General features: G+C 40.3%; 17 protein-coding genes. 3 read left to right on the top strand and 14 right to left on the bottom strand.

Features of this window, described 5'->3' with window-relative positions:
• Positions 1-176: 176 nt before the first annotated feature.
• From clpP to G6R08_RS00125, 3 genes are all read right to left on the bottom strand, one after another.
• A complete protein-coding gene (clpP, locus tag G6R08_RS00135; RefSeq protein ID WP_163526144.1) occupies positions 177-767 on the bottom strand; it encodes an ATP-dependent Clp endopeptidase proteolytic subunit ClpP in 591 nt (196 codons plus the stop codon).
• A 17-nt stretch (positions 768-784) separates the two neighbouring features.
• Complete coding sequence (locus G6R08_RS00130) at positions 785-1,603, bottom strand: RNA polymerase sigma factor (RefSeq protein ID WP_163526143.1); 819 nt, start codon at positions 1,601-1,603, stop codon at positions 785-787.
• A gap of 88 nt (positions 1,604-1,691) precedes the next feature.
• Complete coding sequence (locus G6R08_RS00125) at positions 1,692-2,051, bottom strand: CHY zinc finger protein (RefSeq protein WP_163526142.1); 360 nt, start codon at positions 2,049-2,051, stop codon at positions 1,692-1,694.
• Between the two features lie 129 nt (positions 2,052-2,180).
• On the opposite strand from G6R08_RS00125, the gene tlp reads away from it, so the two are divergent.
• Positions 2,181-2,393, top strand: coding sequence for a small acid-soluble spore protein Tlp (tlp, locus tag G6R08_RS00120; protein ID WP_163526141.1), 213 nt, complete (start codon positions 2,181-2,183; stop codon positions 2,391-2,393).
• Positions 2,394-2,473: 80 nt separating this feature from the next.
• On the opposite strand, the gene G6R08_RS00115 is transcribed toward tlp, so the two are convergent.
• The 3 genes from G6R08_RS00115 to G6R08_RS00105 all read right to left on the bottom strand — a co-directional run bounded on the left by G6R08_RS00115 (position 2,474) and on the right by G6R08_RS00105 (position 4,641).
• On the bottom strand, positions 2,474-3,115 hold the full coding sequence (locus G6R08_RS00115; protein ID WP_163526140.1) for a DUF3889 domain-containing protein: 642 nt from the start codon (positions 3,113-3,115) through the stop codon (positions 2,474-2,476).
• A gap of 109 nt (positions 3,116-3,224) precedes the next feature.
• Entirely contained in the window at positions 3,225-4,130 is a 906-nt protein-coding gene (locus G6R08_RS00110; RefSeq protein ID WP_163526139.1) for an endonuclease I family protein, read from the bottom strand.
• 280 nt (positions 4,131-4,410) lie between these two features.
• A complete protein-coding gene (locus G6R08_RS00105) occupies positions 4,411-4,641 on the bottom strand; it encodes a hypothetical protein (protein WP_163526138.1) in 231 nt (76 codons plus the stop codon).
• Between the two features lie 231 nt (positions 4,642-4,872).
• On the opposite strand from G6R08_RS00105, the gene G6R08_RS00100 reads away from it, so the two are divergent.
• The gene (locus G6R08_RS00100; RefSeq protein WP_240339620.1) at positions 4,873-5,268 is read left to right on the top strand and encodes a DUF2512 family protein; all 396 of its coding nucleotides are present in this window, start codon (positions 4,873-4,875) and stop codon (positions 5,266-5,268) included.
• A 56-nt stretch (positions 5,269-5,324) separates the two neighbouring features.
• On the opposite strand, the gene G6R08_RS00095 is transcribed toward G6R08_RS00100, so the two are convergent.
• From G6R08_RS00095 to G6R08_RS00085, 3 genes are all read right to left on the bottom strand, one after another.
• Positions 5,325-6,542 (bottom strand): cytochrome P450 family protein, encoded by a 1,218-nt coding sequence (locus G6R08_RS00095; RefSeq protein WP_163526137.1) that lies wholly within the window; start codon positions 6,540-6,542, stop codon positions 5,325-5,327.
• A 350-nt stretch (positions 6,543-6,892) separates the two neighbouring features.
• A complete protein-coding gene (locus G6R08_RS00090; protein WP_163526136.1) occupies positions 6,893-8,056 on the bottom strand; it encodes a glycosyltransferase family 4 protein in 1,164 nt (387 codons plus the stop codon).
• Positions 8,057-8,069: 13 nt separating this feature from the next.
• Positions 8,070-9,218 carry an NAD-dependent epimerase/dehydratase family protein gene (locus tag G6R08_RS00085; RefSeq protein WP_163526135.1) on the bottom strand — a complete coding sequence of 383 codons (1,149 nt, stop codon included), beginning with the start codon at positions 9,216-9,218 and terminating at the stop codon, positions 8,070-8,072.
• A 317-nt stretch (positions 9,219-9,535) separates the two neighbouring features.
• Between G6R08_RS00085 and G6R08_RS00080 the strand changes: the two genes are divergently transcribed.
• Complete coding sequence (locus G6R08_RS00080) at positions 9,536-11,491, top strand: AMP-binding protein (protein ID WP_163526134.1); 1,956 nt, start codon at positions 9,536-9,538, stop codon at positions 11,489-11,491.
• 51 nt (positions 11,492-11,542) lie between these two features.
• On the opposite strand, the gene G6R08_RS00075 is transcribed toward G6R08_RS00080, so the two are convergent.
• Genes G6R08_RS00075 through G6R08_RS00055 form a run of 5 tightly spaced genes read right to left on the bottom strand, consistent with a single transcriptional unit; the run spans position 11,543 to position 16,383 of the window.
• On the bottom strand, positions 11,543-13,066 hold the full coding sequence (locus tag G6R08_RS00075) for an acyl-CoA carboxylase subunit beta (protein WP_163526133.1): 1,524 nt from the start codon (positions 13,064-13,066) through the stop codon (positions 11,543-11,545).
• Between the two features lie 20 nt (positions 13,067-13,086).
• Complete coding sequence (locus G6R08_RS00070) at positions 13,087-13,866, bottom strand: enoyl-CoA hydratase-related protein (protein WP_163526132.1); 780 nt, start codon at positions 13,864-13,866, stop codon at positions 13,087-13,089.
• 24 nt (positions 13,867-13,890) lie between these two features.
• Positions 13,891-14,787: a hydroxymethylglutaryl-CoA lyase gene (locus G6R08_RS00065; RefSeq protein ID WP_163526131.1), complete on the bottom strand. Its 897-nt coding sequence runs from the start codon at positions 14,785-14,787 to the stop codon at positions 13,891-13,893.
• 15 nt (positions 14,788-14,802) lie between these two features.
• Positions 14,803-15,015, bottom strand: a complete 213-nt coding sequence (locus G6R08_RS00060; RefSeq protein WP_079530021.1) for an acetyl-CoA carboxylase biotin carboxyl carrier protein subunit — start codon at positions 15,013-15,015, stop codon at positions 14,803-14,805.
• Positions 15,016-15,027: 12 nt separating this feature from the next.
• Positions 15,028-16,383 carry an acetyl-CoA carboxylase biotin carboxylase subunit gene (locus G6R08_RS00055; protein WP_163526130.1) on the bottom strand — a complete coding sequence of 452 codons (1,356 nt, stop codon included), beginning with the start codon at positions 16,381-16,383 and terminating at the stop codon, positions 15,028-15,030.
• Positions 16,384-16,394 lie beyond the last annotated feature (11 nt).

Raw genomic sequence — 16,394 nt, 5'->3', positions numbered from 1 at the left:
TGCTCTAGTACATGAATATGTATGTATATATTTTATAGACATATTATTTTAATAAAAACTACAAAAGTCCCAAAATTATCTAATTAGAGGCGGGACTTCACAAAAAAGAAGCGCAAAATCGTTGTATCGATTTTGCGCTTCTATGTTATTGTTAACATAATTTTTTTATGGTATAACTACGATTTCCCATGGGCCATTAGTTTGTCAATGATACCATAATCTTTCGCTTCCTCAGCTGTAAGAAAATAATCCCTGTCTGTATCTTTCTCTACTTTTTCGAGCGGCTGATCTGTACGCTCTGAGATTATTCTGTTTATGGTTTTTCTCGTTTTAATAATGTGATCAGCATGGATTTTAATATCCGTTGCTTGACCTTTTGTTCCTCCCAAAGGCTGATGTAACATCATTTCAGCGTTCGGAAGAGCGTACCGTTTTCCTTTTTCCCCTGCTAAAAGGAGGAATGCGCCCATAGAGGCAGCTAATCCTGTGCAAATTGTTGACACATCCGGCTTGATGAATTGCATCGTATCATAAATCGCCATTCCGGCAGAAATCGATCCCCCCGGCGAGTTAATATATAAATGAATATCCTTATCATGATCTTCCGCCGTTAAAAATAAGAGTTGAGCTACAACTGAGTTTGCAACGGCATCATCAATTTGACTCCCTAGGATAATGATTCGGTCCTTTAATAAACGTGAATAGATATCGTAGGAGCGTTCTCCTCTCGTTGATTGCTCCACTACATAAGGAATTACATTTGACATGAGTATCTTCAACCTTTCTAACTCGCATGTAGTAAACCATTGCTGGCTTCTTCAATTTGTAACAACAAAGAAAATAATTCTTCTTGATAAAAAGGAATAAACATAATACTTCCTTTTCTTGAAACAAAGGAAATTAACAGATAAGCAGTGGCATCTCCGATAATCGTATGAGCTATAGGCAGGCTATCAAGACTTGGTGTTGGGTTGGCCCCCTTCATCATGCGTAAACCCTGTGTTTCTTTGTGATACAGCTGTATAAAAGCGGACGGATCTCCATTACGAAGCGCAGTTACATAAAGGATCGGATCCTCTCCTGCAAGGTCTGAAGTTTCATAAGAGTGTTTTATCTTTTTTACTTTTTTACGAGCTCTATGGAGCGTACCCTTAATTGAGCCTTCACTGTCAGATAGCATTTCTGCGGTTTCTTTTGAAGTAAGTCCAAGTCCTTCTACGAGTAATAAGACAACTCGCTGTTTTGGAGTTAATTCTCTAAGAAGCAGTTCTATGGCTCGGCATACAGAATCAGAAATTGATGCATCCCTTTGGCTAAATACTGATAGGTCTTTGCCGAAATCCTCTTTCACTTTGACTTTACGGTGTCCGTCAATCCAAGAGTTTGAAGCGATACGAAATAAATAGGCTTTAACAATCGGTCTTTGGCTCCTAGTCCATGCTTTATAAGCTTTTGCTAACGTATCCTGCATGAGATCTTCCCCATCCCACTTTGATTTGGTAAGAGATAGACAATACTTCTGTAAATCAGGTATATGGTTCTCTATAGCTGACTCAAAATCTGTTTCTCTTGCAGTTGGAGTGTTATGAACAAGCGGCCGCATGTTTTTACCTCCTCTAAAATGTCTTTCATATGTATAAACGGAAAAAGTCTGCTGAAAGATACGGATGTTTAAATAAACTTAAAATAATTTACGAATGGCACGTGGTGTCTGAAGGTGGCTCTGTCATCTCAAAGTAAAGATGAAAGTGATTACTGCATTTCTCATTAAAGCGGCTTTCACAATGAGGACAATTTGTAGAAGCCATATATTCAGAAATGGTTAATTCATGTTTACAGCTTCCACATAGAATAGCTCGTTCACTCCAGCGGCTTTTCGGCCACTTTGAAACATTATGGTTTGAAACTTCCTGATGGCAAAAATAGCAAGCATAATAGTCATTGCAGCAGTAAAATTTAATCGCGATAATATCGACATCTGTATGATAATGGGCACATTTTGTATGTTGATCAACGTTTACTCCCTTAACAAAAGGATGGTGTTTGCACATGCTAAATTCCTCCTGTTCAACTGATTTGGTCTTAATTAATAGTAACACAACTATATTTTTTCCAACTGGTACATAGACTCTTTACCCCCGTGCATACTAATTATACCAGGAAAAAAGGAGGTATCGCGCATGGCAAAACCAGACGACCGTTCTAATAATAAAGAAAGAATTGAAAAGAATATTGGTCACACTTTGCAAAATATGGATGAAGCAAACGATTATGTTAAAGCACATTCTGAAGAAATGAGCCAAGAAGAAATGAACCAAATTCAGGAAAAGAATCAACGCCGTGAAGACAGCATTGAAAGTTTGCGTGAAGAAATCAAGGATGAAGGCAAGTAAATAATCCACATAAAACAGGCATGTGTGCTTCAAAAGCTCCATGCCTGTTTACAATTTCGTTGTATAAGGTATTATGCTACTCATACTTCCTTGATATCAAATGAAATTACTCTGTCGGTTTCAGGATTATAGACAACATTTCCTCGCACCTTAATACGTTCCTGTGGGGACGTTAATATATATTCATAGGTTTCTTTTATTTGTGTGGCAGATAATTGTGTTTTCCCTACTGAATTATATTCAATTACATTATACCCAGGATAGGCAGTCTGAGTAACTTCTAATAAATATTTCCCCCATTTTTCCTGCTCTAATTCAGGTGATGGTGTGATCTCAATATTGATCACACCCGCGTCTAAACTACCTCCTAATGTTTGAAAAGCTTGACGATGCAGATTAATTTTATTTGGAGGATATCCTGGCACTTTGTCTACAATGGTTACCAGTACTTCTCTCTGGGAAGCTAGGTTTCTAACCTTCAGAGTCTGCCCACATTGATAAGGAGAATTTTCTCCAACGGCTGCTGTCATATAGTGATTTTCTGACCAAGGAATCCCACACTGCGTAACCTGTCCCCCTTCTGTCCAAGTAGCTTGCCCCCTCACCGGCTGCTGACGATAATAATACGGTACATAGCCCCTGTAATTATAAAAAGGATAGGATATATATGGATGATATCCACTTGGATTGACTTGGGGCGTATTAAAGTAATGAGAATTCATTGTTCTCCTCCTGTCTTAACGTAAACCTCATTGGTAACATATGTTTTCAGGAGGTTGACTCGTGACAGGAATCCAGAATAAATAATTTACTTAATTGTGCATTATCTTATTATAAAAACATCTCAGGAAAATCAATATATGGATTACGGTTCCCCTGAAGTTGATAAATCGCTTGATTTCGGTGCTTCTCATAAAGGGAGGGCTGGAATTTTTGATGCCAATTCAGCAACAGCTCTGTATCAATCTTTTTTTGATATTTCTGCTCGACCTGATCAGGGTATCTAAGAAGGAAATACAGCATTGCTCTTGCAACAGTTCCCTTTGCAAATTCAGGTTCGAATAATTCCTCTTCTGCTTTCCCGCAAGATTCCTCTATACGCTCCATATTTATGTTTCCTGGAGTATAGTCTGTAAAGTCATAATAAGGATAATTAGATCTAATTGAATTACATACAGGTTCACAGGTAAATAAGTGATGGAGGTCACCGCGCATCGGTTCCTGTTCATTAAACCAGGATTGAGGCACAGCATGCTCACAATTATATTTGAATTCCTTTTCAATACGGAAAAGTTCTGACTGAATCTGTTCACTGTCTGTTTCATTTAATTTTTCTACTTCTTGCTGGCGGCGTAAGGAGGTTTCATAATCCTCACGCATAACGTCTTCAGGACGCCTCTGGTTTCCGGAATAAATACTGATTAGATCACCGTCTGGTCTCAAATCCACCCATGGATAAACATATTCGCTTGGATCATATGACAATGGATTCGTATGGGTTTCCTTAAGGAGATCCCCTAATTTCTTTAAGAAAGCATCTTCGTCTAAGTTGTTAAAATTAATTTTGCTATAATACTGTTCGATAACTTTTTTATCCTTTGTCTCGTCGTAATAGGCCTTATCATCTTTTTTTACTTTCTCTTTATCCCTTGCCAATTTAGAAATAAGATCATTCATACGTTGTTGATCAGTAGTTACCGGCAGTAATTTTTTCTTCTGATCAGAAGTTATGTTCATCGTTATTCCTCCTCAATGATTAAGGATGTGAAAATAGCCAATGGTCTTACATGGCTATACTAAAAAGTGATTGCCTCTTCAGTTTCCCATTTCATACTAATGCTAACTTTTTACCCCATTTGTTATTGCTCAAACCTAAAAATACTTATATTTAAACCTGCAAGTTAGATTTATGTTGATCATCTAAAGTAAATGACATTTTTGATGTGAGAACCTCCTATTTTGCCAAAATAAATCGCCCCGTATCACTGAGATACGGGGCGAAAGGATCACTTGCTCCTTACTGCTGGTTCATTTGCTGTTGACACTGTTGAGCAAGTTGTTGAATTTGTTGAAGCTGCTGGGCAGCATTTTGTTCGCGTTGAGCCATTGGCTGCTGCGCGCTCATATTAGCTCCACCTTGTTGTTGTGATTGTTGAAGCTGTTGAGCATTTTGCTGTTCTTGTTGTTGAAGCTGCTGAGCGATCTGAGCAATTTGCTGAAGAGTTTGTTGAGCTTGTTGTTGTGGCATGATTATTTCCCCTTTCTAGTTAGAACATCCATAGTATTGTGTGTATGTTTTTTGATTTCATTCGCACTGTATCTTCTATACAGTTAAAAGAATTTATTACCTTATCTTGGCACATGTGATTTATGGAATCCTGGAAACAATTATAAACAAGCACTTCATATTCAAGTTACGATTCGATTAAACGGTAAGAAAAAGGACAACATAACTTAGAGATAGTAGAAGGAGGATATTATGAAGTATATAAAAGCATTTTTTATAAAACTTGTGATGATGACTGCAATATTATGGTTCTTTTTAGGGGTTTTCTTTGGAATCTCCCTGACAGACATTTTAATCACAAGCATAGGATTAACAATGGTTTCCTTCATAATAGGTGATTTGCTAATCTTACCTAAGTTAGGAAATATGATAGCGACTATAGCAGATATGGGGGTGGCATTCTTCGGGATTTGGTTATTAGGATCCTTATTATTTGAAGAATCCGTACCGTTAGGAACCGTGTCGTTCTTTTTAGCTATAGCCATTACCATCGGAGAGTTTGTATTCCATGGTTATATGAAGAATATGATTCTCGAAGGTTTATCATCAAGAGAAAAAACAACAACAGATCTATACGCAGAAAAATAATCCTTTATACTAAATGGTAAACACTGCTGGACAAATAATCCAGCAGTGTTTTTAAATCAAAATGCTACAGGCAATTCTTTTAAACCGCGCATCAGCATTCCAGGACGCCACTCCAATTTTTCAGGAGTTGTATTCAATTGAAGATCAGGCATACGTCTTAATAATGTTGTTACAGCCACCTCTGCTTCTAATCTGGCAAGTGGAGCTCCCAGACAAAAATGAATTCCTTTTCCAAACGCGAGGTGCTTGCTTTTACCGCGGGTAATATCAAATACATCTGGGTCATCAAATTGTTCTGGGTCACGATTGGCTGAGTCCAATGCAACAATCACATGGTCTCCTTTAGCAATGGTCTTCCCACGTAATTCTATAGCTTCGGCAGCCCAACGGTCTGTACTGAATTCAACTGGGCCATTGTAACGAAGGAATTCTTCCAGTGCAGACTCTATTATTGATGGATCGTTTATCAATTGTTGCTTTTGTTCAGGATTTTCCAGTAATCCAAATACTCCATTCGTAATTAAATTAACTGTAGTTTCGTGACCAGCAATGATCAGTAAGGAGATAACACCATAAAGTTCCTGCTCAGAAAGGCTGTCCCCTTCTTCTTCAGATTGGATTAATTTACTGATCATATCATCTTTAGGATCTTGACGCCGTATAGCAATTAACTGTCTAAGGTACATCACAAATTCTTCCATATGTACTTGGAGCTGTGCAGCTTCTTCTGGATCATTAGAAGCTTCTACAAGTGTATTTGACCAGGTCCGAAACTTGTCGCGGTCCTGACTAGGAACGCCGAGCATTTCACAAATGACAATAATCGGCAAAGGAAAAGCAAAAGCATCAATCAAATTCATCTTCCCATTTGGCTCGACCTTATCAAGTAATTCGTTAGTAATTTCTTCAATTCTTCCTCGTAAACCTTCAATCATTTTCGGTGTGAAAGCCTTTTGCACGAGCCCTCGCAATCGTCTGTGGTCAGGTGGATCAGAAAAAAGCATGTTTTTGACAAAGATACTCGTCTCTGACTGTTCTTCCTCTTGTTCCTTCCCAAGAAAGTACGTGTAGTCTTTTATGAAACGAGGGTCCTTTAGAACGGTTACAGCATCATCGTAACGTGTTACAATCCAAGAAAAATTCCCATTTGGCAATAACGTTTGATGAATAGGATCTTCTTGTCTTAGTTTGCTGAAAGCTGGGTAAGGATTTTGGTTGAATTCTGGTGAGAATAACTGATCATTTGTTTCATGTTTTCCATTGGTGGATGACATTATTTATTCCCCTCTCTAATTTCCATCGTTATCATTATACCTGCCAGTCAATTATTGACTGATTGGTCATTCACTACTAAAAATAACTGATTCATCATATTTATACAAACCATTAGACGGTTTTTCACAAAGAGTTCACATACAATGCAACGATAATACTATGCGGAAAGATACTCATTATCGATGACATCTCCATCTTTACAAACTCTCGCGATTCTTTTAATATGATTCTTGTTTGCATGAATGATAGAAAGAATGATTTTATTGATGTTTTTTTGAAACTTTTCGGAGTTACTACTAAGTTTCAAGAGAGAGTATTTATATAGTAGACAGAAAAAGTCACAGAGCTTTTACTCTGTGACTTTAACTTTTGATTTTTTTGTTGGTTTAGCCTGGTTTTGCTGGTAAACCTCTAATGTTTGATAATAATAGTCGAGAATTTGCTTGGCTGGTTTCTGCCAACTGTGTTTTTCTGCTTCTTTTCGTGCATTCTTGCTTAAATACTGATATAGCTGTTCATCTTCTAAACGATCGACTGCTGCGATCATACTAGCTGTGTTTTCATTTTCGAATAATAACCCTGTACGTCCATCTTCAACCTGTTCCATTGTCGGTCCGCTCTTCGCTGCAATTACTGGCAAGCCTGACGCCATCGATTCTAATATCACAAGTCCTAGTGTTTCCGTCACGGATGGAAAAATTAAGGCATCAGAAGAAGCGAAGGCTTGAGCTAATTCATCACCATGAAGTAAACCAGTAAAAACGGTTTTTGTACCCTCGAATGTTTTCTCAAGTGTTTCTCTATTCGGGCCATCGCCTACGATAGCAAGGGACAAGTCATCGCGTTCTTCAAGTAGTGGTTTGATCTTTTCAATTTCCTTCTCCGGTGCCAATCTTCCAACAAACACAAGAAGTTTGTTGCTTGGTTCACCGTCGGAAAGCCGTTCCCGCATTGCTTCATTTTTGTGATTGGGGTGGTAATGATCAATGGCAACGCCCCTGTCCCACACATGGACATTGTGAAAATTTTTCTCGTGTAGTTCACCTTGAATTGCTTTCGAAGTGCATAAATTCAAATCTGCGAAGTTGTGCAGCTTTCGAAAATACCACCATACTGCCGGGACAAATGGGTATAGTCGATAATAATTTAAATACTTAGGCACATGCGTATGATAAGAAGCCAGTAAAGGGTAGTTCAGCTTGCTGGCATAGTAAACCCCCGCAGCTCCAACAAACGCAGGATTGACGACGTGAACTAAATCAGGATTATGCTTTTGAAGGAGACTCTTCACTTTTTTTTGCGGCATTGAAAACTTTTTCGAACGATAAAAAGGCATTGTCGTCGTCTTCACGCCTTCGACAATCGCACCCTCATATTCTGTTACACCCAGGTCTGGAGCAATAACTATAATGTCGTGTTCTTGTTTGCGCAAATATTTGATTGCTTCCTTCAGTCTTGTTACGACTCCATCCGTTGATGGCAAAAATGTCTCTGTTATGATGGCGATTTTCAAAGCAGTTAACTCCTTACTTCCAAGTTATAGATGGTAAAACATTCTCTTCAATAATACGGTCTTTATTATCCACAGCCACCTGTAAAATATCACGAATTACATCATCTGTAAGCAGATGCGGTTCCAGACCAAGATCACGAAGCTTCGTGTTTACTGCATTATAGTAATGCTCTTCCGCTTCAATACGAGGGTTTTCAATCTTTTTAACTTTCGTGTCAAGCCCCTCTTCTTTAGCGATCTTCTGAACTCTCTCGGCCAGGTCATTGACGGAGAACCACTCTGTGAATTGGTTAAATACACGAAACTCTCCTTGGTCTGCCGGATTCTCTGCAGCAATTTCCACACAACGTACGGTATCTTCAATATTTAAAAAAGCACGTGTTTGTCCGCCGCTGCCATATACCGTAATATCATGACCAATTGCAGCTTGATTAATAAAACGATTTAATGCTGTTCCGTAAACCCCATCATAATCGACGCGGTTTGCAAGTTCAGGGTCCATTTTCGTTTCATCTGTATGTAACCCATAAACAACACCTTGGTTTAAGTCTGTTGCACGGATACCCCAGATTTTACAAGCAAACATGATATTATGGCTATCATGTACTTTTGATAAATGATAGAAAGAACCAGGCTGTTTCGGATAAGGAAGTAGATCTTTCCGTCCTTTGTGTTCGATTTCAATGTATCCTTCTTCTATATCAATGTTCGGTGTTCCATACTCTCCCATTGTTCCTAATTTAATGAGATGACATTCTGGAGCAAATTCTTTAATCGCATAAAGGACGTTTAGGTTACCGATCACATTATTTGATTGCGTGTAAACGGCGTGCTCACGATCAATCATAGAATATGGAGCTGAACGCTGCTCAGCAAAGTGAACGAAAGCATCCGGATTTGTTTGACGGAATACTTCACGAAGAAAATCATAATGATTGAGATCTCCGATAAACGTTTGAATCTCTTTTCCGGTCAGTTCTTTCCATTTTGCTACTCGTTCTTCTAATGTAGTAATTGGTGTTACAGAATTAGAATTTAACTCTTCATCAATCTTTCTGCGTACCAAGTTATCGACAATGGTTACATCATGTCCTTGTTTGGATAGGTACAATGCGGTTGGCCAACCACAGAACCCGTCTCCCCCTGCTACAATAATTCTCATAATCTACCTCCTAAATTCCATATCTACAAGTAACTATTTCACTTATAGAATAACATTCTTTTATAATCGATGGTAATAATAAATGTTTCAAATCAACTTGGAAATATTCGTTATTCGCCTTCGACTTTCATCCGATTTTGACTTTATCACTAAATGACTGACAAAACAATAAAATTATACCATGTTGATAGAAAACTATCCCCTTCCAGACCGATATTTTTCAAAATAACATGAAGTATCATTCATTTATGAACCGTTTTCAGTTATAATATAATTAGGATATTTCTGATAATTAGGATCAAACTAGGAGGATTATTATGTCTACATACGAAGCAGCATGGTTCCCTACAAATGAACAGAAACAGAACACACGACTATACAAGTGGATGAAAAAACACGGCTATGAAGATTATGATGCCTTTCAGAAAAAATCAACCGAGGATATCACCTGGTTCTGGGATCAAGCTGTATCGGAACTTGGTATTGAATGGGATCAGCCGTACTCAAAAACACTCGACCTTTCCTCTGGAATTAAATATCCTGATTGGTTTGTAAACGGAAAGATGAATGTGGTTGACAATGCTCTTGATAAGTGGGCTCACAACGATGATAAGAAACATGACATCGCCCTTTATTGGGAAGGTGATGATGGAGAGAAACGTTCATTTACTTATGCTGAACTCTATGAAGAAGTAAATTCCTTTTCTAATGGGTTAGAGAAACTAGGATTAGGAAAAGGCGATGTCGTGACCATCTATTTACCAATGCTTCCAGAGACGCTGATTTCTATGCTGGCCGTTTCGAAAATCGGTGCGATCTTTTGCCCGACCTTTTCCGGCTATAAATCTGAAGCAATTGCGACACGAATCCAGGCAGCCGAATCAAAAGTATTAATTACGGCCGATGGTTTTTACCGTAGAGGTAAATCCATTAATATGAAAGACGAAGCTGACGTGGCTGCAGATGCTTGTGATTCACTCGAGCATGTAATTGTAGTCGAACGTACGCAGCAGAATGTAACTTGGAAGGACAAGCGCGATCTGACCTATAATCAAGTGAAAGATCATAATAAAACATATGAGACGAAATCAACCTCAGCGGATGATCCATACATGCTTATTTATACATCTGGCACAACAGGCAAGCCTAAAGGGGTTCTTCATACACATGCCGGGTTCCCCATCAAATCTGCTTTTGATGCGGGGATGTGTATGGACGTTACTTCAGAGGATACAATTTTCTGGTACACCGATATGGGGTGGATGATGGGCCCATTCCTCGTATATGGAGGTTTAATGAACGGCGCTTCGATCGTTATGTTTGAAGGAACTCCTGACTATCCCCAGCCAGATCGATTGTGGGAGCTGGTTGATCGTTACGACGTGACACACCTTGGTATCTCTCCAACCCTGATTCGATCCATGATTAAGCACGGTCTTGATTGGATAGAAAAACATAACTTATCTTCTTTAAAGCTAATCGGTTCAACCGGAGAACCGTGGAATCCTGAACCATGGCACTGGTTATTTAAACATGTCGGGCATTCCAGAGTCCCTATTTTTAATTACTCTGGTGGAACTGAAGTTTCTGGAGGGATATTCGGAAACGTCCTCGTTAAACCGATTCAGCCCGTAACGTTTAACGCAGCGTTACCAGGCATGGACGTTGATGTGTATGACGACAATGGGCAATCGCTAGTCAATGAAGTTGGAGAGCTCGTTTTAAAACAACCGTGGGTCGGCATGACGAAAGGATTTTATAAAGATAATGAACGATATGAAAAGTCATACTGGAGCAGGTTTGAAGACACTTGGGTTCATGGAGACTGGGTTACGGTTGATGAAGAGGGATACTATACGATCACCGGCCGTTCCGATGACGTATTAAATGTAGCAGGAAAACGTTTAGGACCTGCGGAAGTTGAATCCGTCCTCGTCTCCCATGATGCTGTGATTGAGTCCGGTGTAATTGGGGTTCCTCATGAAGTTAAAGGCGAAGAAGCTGTAGCCTTTGTTGTATTAAAACAAGAACAGACAACGGCTTTGATCGATGAACTCAAAGATTATTTAGCCCATAAACTTGGTAAAGCTCTTGCCCCTAAAAAAGTTTTTGCTGTCCAGGACTTACCTAAAACACGCAATGCTAAAGTTATGAGACGAGCTATTAAATCAGCTTATTTAAATGAACCATCCGGAGACTTGAGTGCCCTTGAGAACCCCGATGCCGTAAACGAAATTCGCTCGATCGGACAGAATCATCCTATAAACAAATAAAGAAAACTATTAAAAAATCCACTACCTATTAAAAGGCAGTGGATTTACTTTTTATACAGGATACACACCATGTTTACGCTCAGTAAATGTAACATTCTTGTTTGAATAAGCTTCAAATCGTAAAGATAAGTCATCCCTCAGGCGATCGGGTTGAACAATATCATCTACAACTAATTCTGACGCTAACCGATAAATATCAATGTTTTCTTTATATTCTTCATGTTTTTCCTTAATAAAAGCAGGACGATCTGCTTCATCAAGTTCAGCAATTTTATTAGCATAAACTGCGTTAACAGCTGCTTCTGGTCCCATTACCGCAATCTGTGCGGAAGGAAGTGCTATACAAGCATCTGGTTCAAAGGCTGGTCCAGCCATTGCATAAAGACCTGCTCCATAGGCCTTCCGCACAATCACGGAGATCTTAGGAACGGTTGCTTCACTCATCGCTGATAACATTTTTGCACCATGTCGGATGATCCCTGCCCGTTCTACTTTCGTTCCGATCATGAACCCTGGAATATCTACTAGGAAGAGCAGCGGAATATTAAAGGCGTCACAAAGCTGCATAAACTTAGCTGATTTGTCGGCAGAATCCGGGAATAATACACCGCCTTTCGCTCTCGGCTGATTAGCAATAATCCCTACGGTGCGGCCATCAATTCGCGTTAATCCTGTAATGATTTCAGGAGCAAATTTCTTTTTAATTTCACAAAATGATCCCTCGTCAATTAAGCGATCGATAAGGTCATACATATTAAAGGGAGCATTTTGATTATCTGGGATAATTTCCGAAATAGTCTTTTCTAATGAAGCGGGCTTAACAGGTTCTTGCCGTTTAGCTGCGTGGCGGAAGTTTGAAGGAAAATAGGATAAATAGTTCCTTGCATAAGCAATCGCTTCCGGTTCGTCCTTAGTCAGCACATCTCCACAACCAGAAACAGAACAATGCATGTTAGCACCGCCCATTTCCTCAAGTGTCACTTTCTCGCCAATCACTTTCTCAGCCATTCGCGGTGAACCTAAGTACATCGAGGCATTACCATCCACCATCACTACAATGTCACAAAAAGCAGGTATGTAGGCTCCTCCTGCGGCTGATGGACCAAAAAGCAAGCAAATTTGCGGGACACGCCCGGATAATTTAATTTGGTTATGGAAAATACGTCCTGCTCCTCTGCGGTTAGGGAACATTTCAACCTGATCAGTTATCCTCGCTCCAGCTGAATCCACTAAGTAAAGCATTGGAATCTCTAGTTTCATCGCCGTCTCCTGAATACGGATAATCTTTTCCACAGTACGAGCTCCCCAGGAACCCGCTTTAACAGTAGAATCATTAGCCATCACACAAACTTGTTCTCCATTAACTTTCCCAATTCCTGTCACGACACCATCTGCTGGAAGAGAACCATCCATACAGTTCGCAAAAAAGGCATCTTCAATATTTAAATCATCATCAAATAATTGACTCAGACGCTCCCGAACAAACATCTTGCCTTTTTCATTATTTTTTTCGTGATATTTTGACGAGCCGCCTGAAGATACTTTTTCTTTCATATGTTCTAATGTTTCATTCATCTTCTCCACCGCCTTTTCGTTCATTTACCTGTGTATTCAGGTTTTCGCTTCTCTTTAAAAGCTTGCAATCCTTCGATCCTGTCCTCTGTCGGAATGGTTCGCTTGTAACACATCCGCTCGATCTCAAGACCTGTAGACAAGTCCGTTTGACTGCCATGTTGGATCGCTTTCTTTGCCTGTTTTAACGCAATTGGCCCGTTTTTAGCGATTTGCGCAGCAAGTGCATGGGTTTCAGCTTTTAGCTCACTAGTTGTATAAACGCCTTCAACTAAGCCAATCGTCAGTGCTTTATCAGCCTGGATCGGTTTTGCAGTAAAGATCATTTCTTTCGCTTTCCCTAGGCCGATTAAACGTGTCAACCGCTGCGTGCCGCCCGCGCCTGGAATGATCGCTAACGACGTTTCGGTTAGCCCAACCTTGGCATTAGAAGTCAACACTCGAATGTCACAGGCAAGGGCAAGTTCAAGTCCTCCTCCATATGCTGCGCCATTGATCATAGCAATGGTTGGGATCTCAACCTGTTCCAGCTTACGGATCGCATCCCCGATTTTCTCCACCGTTCGAACGACTTCATCTTGTGACATCCCGGCCCTTTCCTTTAAGTCAGCTCCTGCACAGAAGGCCTTTTCACCGCTTCCTGTGACAATGAGTACATTGACGTCAGATCGGTTTACCTCTGCAAGTACGCTCGTAAGTTCGTCTAATAAAGCAGTAGACAGACTATTCGCGGCCTCAGGTCTATTTAAGGTAAGGTATCCAATTCGTTCATCCGTGATTTCAAGAGTAACTAATGGACTCAATGAAATACACCTCCGTTACTGAATTCATTTGTGCACATGCATTTGGTGACTCGGCAGAGACTTGCCAAGTTTGTCTTGAATGTAGCTGGCCGCCTCCAGCAGCTTCCCTTGAGCAATACCTGTTTCAATGCCCATCGATTCAAGCATGTGAACTAAATCATCCGTAGCTAAATTTCCGGAAGCTCCTTTAGCATAAGGACAGCCGCCAAGACCACCTAAGGAACCGTCAAATATTTGAATGTCATGCTGTAAGGAAACTAAGACATTGGCTAAAGCCATTCCCTGTGTGTTATGAAAATGCATGGCTAGTTTAGAAAAATTAAGTTTCCCTTTTAAAAATTGCAGGGTCTCATCAACTTGATGCGGATTCGCGACACCAATCGTATCTCCGAGCGACAGCTCATCAATTCCCATATCAAACAGCCTGTTGGATACACTCAACACCTGACTTGGCAGAATATCCCCTTCATATGGACATCCGAACACTGTTGACACATATCCCCGTACTCGTTTGTTACTCGCCTTTGCTTCTTTGACCACTTCTTCTAGTACTGGATAGGTTTCTTCGATGGTTTTGTTAATATTGTTTTTGTTGTGAGATTCACTTGCGGACATGAACACAGATACTTCATCTATATTGGTTTCAAGAGCTGCTTCAAGACCTTTCATATTCGGTACCAGCGCTGCATAAGTAACCCCTGTTTTACGGATAATTCCTTTGGCAACTTCTCTTGCATCTTTCAGCTGAGGAATCCACTTCGGATGGACAAAGGAACTGATTTCAATATAGTCATAGCCCGCTTCCGATAATTGATTAATCCATTCAATTTTGTCTTCCGTAGCGATACTCTTCTTTTCGTTTTGCAGCCCGTCACGAGGGCCAACTTCTTTAACGGTGACTTTTTCCGGCCGCTTCAACATCTTACCCGCTCCTATTTATTCAATAATGGCAATAACGTCGCCTTCATTAACAAAATCGCCTTCAGATACTTTCAATTCTTTTACAGTTCCATCAGCCTCAGAAGGAATCGGGATTTCCATCTTCATCGATTCTAAAATCGCGATATCCTCCCCGTTCTTCACTTGATCTCCTGCTTGAGCTACAATCTTCCATACGCTGCCTGCCATAGATGCTTTTACTTCGTTCATTGTTCTTCCTCCTTAGTGATTTGTAAGTGTTGGTAAATAGTAGTTTTCAATAAATGATGTCTTCGTATCACCCTGTTTGAATTTCTCATGTGTGATGATACGTTTTAACATCATGACATTATTTTTAATCCCCTGCACTTCATATTGATGAAGCGCTTTGGTCAGCCGATCGATCGCTTCCTCACGAGAAGCCCCGCTAACGACAAGCTTTGCAATCATCGGGTCATAAAAAGGCGTAACCTGTGAGTCGCCATGGACAGCTAATTCATGACGAATTCCTTCTCCTTGCGGCAATACTAAATTCGTTATTTGCCCAGGGGACGGGAAAAAGGTATTCGAATCCTCTGCATAAATGCGCACTTCAATCGCATGACCTTGAATGGAGAGGTCGTCCTGTGTTATTGCCAGCTTCTCTCCAGCAGCAATCCGCAGCTGCTGTTCTACAAGGTCAAGTCCCGTGATTTCTTCCGTTACGGGATGCTCTACCTGAAGGCGTGTGTTCATTTCTAGAAAATAGTAATTCTCCTCTTCATCCACTAGAAACTCAATCGTACCTGCATTGGCGTAACCGAGAGAGTGAACAGCTTTAAGCGCGCTTTCCCCCATCTGCTGTCTTGTTTTTTCTGATAAAAATGGGGAAGGAGCCTCTTCGACAACTTTTTGATGGCGGCGTTGAATGGAACATTCCCGCTCAAATAAGTGCACAGCATTTCCGAACTCGTCAGCTAACACTTGAATTTCGATATGCCTTGGATCGATAATCTGCTTTTCCATAAACATTTTGCCATTTCCGAAAAATGTTTCAGCACGCTTTTGGTTGCCTTCAAAGGCTTTTTCGAGCTCCTGTTCATTTTGAACAGCCTGCATCCCGATTCCGCCCCCGCCAGCTGCAGCTTTAAGCATAAGCGGGTAGCCAAAATCTTTAGCGGTGGTCTTGGCTGCCTCTACATCAGCTACAGCTTCCTCAGTACCAGGTACAATCGGAACACCTGCTTGCTTCATTTCATTTCGAGCAGCAATTTTATCGCCCATTTTTGCCATCACATCAGCGGAAGGCCCGATGAACGTGATTCCGGCTTCGCGAACTTTTCTAGCAAAATCAGCATTTTCACTTAACAGCCCATAACCAGGATGAATGGCTTCTGCTCCTGATTTTTGAGCAACCTGTATAATTTTATCGGCGTTCAAATACGATTCATTCACACGCGGTTTGCCAATTAAATAGCTCTCATCTGCTTCTTCCACATAGGGTGCATGCTGATCAGCTTCTGAGTAGACGGCTACCGTTTTAATATTTAATCTGGCACAAGTGCGAATTACTCTTGAAGCAATTTCACCGCGGTTTGCAATTAATATTTTAGAAAACAAAGCAATCCCTC

It is taken from the genome of Halobacillus ihumii (assembly GCF_902726645.1).
In the GTDB taxonomy this organism is placed as follows: domain Bacteria; phylum Bacillota; class Bacilli; order Bacillales; family Halobacillaceae; genus Halobacillus_A; species Halobacillus_A ihumii.
This window is presented reverse-complemented; position numbering and strand designations above follow the sequence as displayed.

Excerpts from the sequence above, each read along its gene's own strand:
- G6R08_RS00075 (WP_163526133.1), bottom strand. The coding sequence starts at position 13,066 with ATGAATGAAACATTAGAACATATGAAAGAAAAAGTATCTTCAGGCGGC.
- clpP (WP_163526144.1), bottom strand. The coding sequence starts at position 767 with ATGTCAAATGTAATTCCTTATGTAGTGGAGCAATCAACGAGAGGAGAA.
- G6R08_RS00115 (WP_163526140.1), bottom strand. The coding sequence starts at position 3,115 with ATGAATTCTCATTACTTTAATACGCCCCAAGTCAATCCAAGTGGATAT.
- G6R08_RS00100 (WP_240339620.1), top strand. The coding sequence starts at position 4,873 with ATGAAGTATATAAAAGCATTTTTTATAAAACTTGTGATGATGACTGCA.
- G6R08_RS00060 (WP_079530021.1), bottom strand. The coding sequence starts at position 15,015 with ATGAACGAAGTAAAAGCATCTATGGCAGGCAGCGTATGGAAGATTGTA.
- G6R08_RS00105 (WP_163526138.1), bottom strand. The coding sequence starts at position 4,641 with ATGCCACAACAACAAGCTCAACAAACTCTTCAGCAAATTGCTCAGATC.
- G6R08_RS00065 (WP_163526131.1), bottom strand. The coding sequence starts at position 14,787 with ATGTTGAAGCGGCCGGAAAAAGTCACCGTTAAAGAAGTTGGCCCTCGT.
- G6R08_RS00095 (WP_163526137.1), bottom strand. The coding sequence starts at position 6,542 with ATGTCATCCACCAATGGAAAACATGAAACAAATGATCAGTTATTCTCA.
- G6R08_RS00085 (WP_163526135.1), bottom strand. The coding sequence starts at position 9,218 with ATGAGAATTATTGTAGCAGGGGGAGACGGGTTCTGTGGTTGGCCAACC.
- G6R08_RS00110 (WP_163526139.1), bottom strand. The coding sequence starts at position 4,130 with ATGAACATAACTTCTGATCAGAAGAAAAAATTACTGCCGGTAACTACT.
- G6R08_RS00130 (WP_163526143.1), bottom strand. The coding sequence starts at position 1,603 with ATGCGGCCGCTTGTTCATAACACTCCAACTGCAAGAGAAACAGATTTT.
- tlp (WP_163526141.1), top strand. The coding sequence starts at position 2,181 with ATGGCAAAACCAGACGACCGTTCTAATAATAAAGAAAGAATTGAAAAG.
- G6R08_RS00125 (WP_163526142.1), bottom strand. The coding sequence starts at position 2,051 with ATGTGCAAACACCATCCTTTTGTTAAGGGAGTAAACGTTGATCAACAT.
- G6R08_RS00080 (WP_163526134.1), top strand. The coding sequence starts at position 9,536 with ATGTCTACATACGAAGCAGCATGGTTCCCTACAAATGAACAGAAACAG.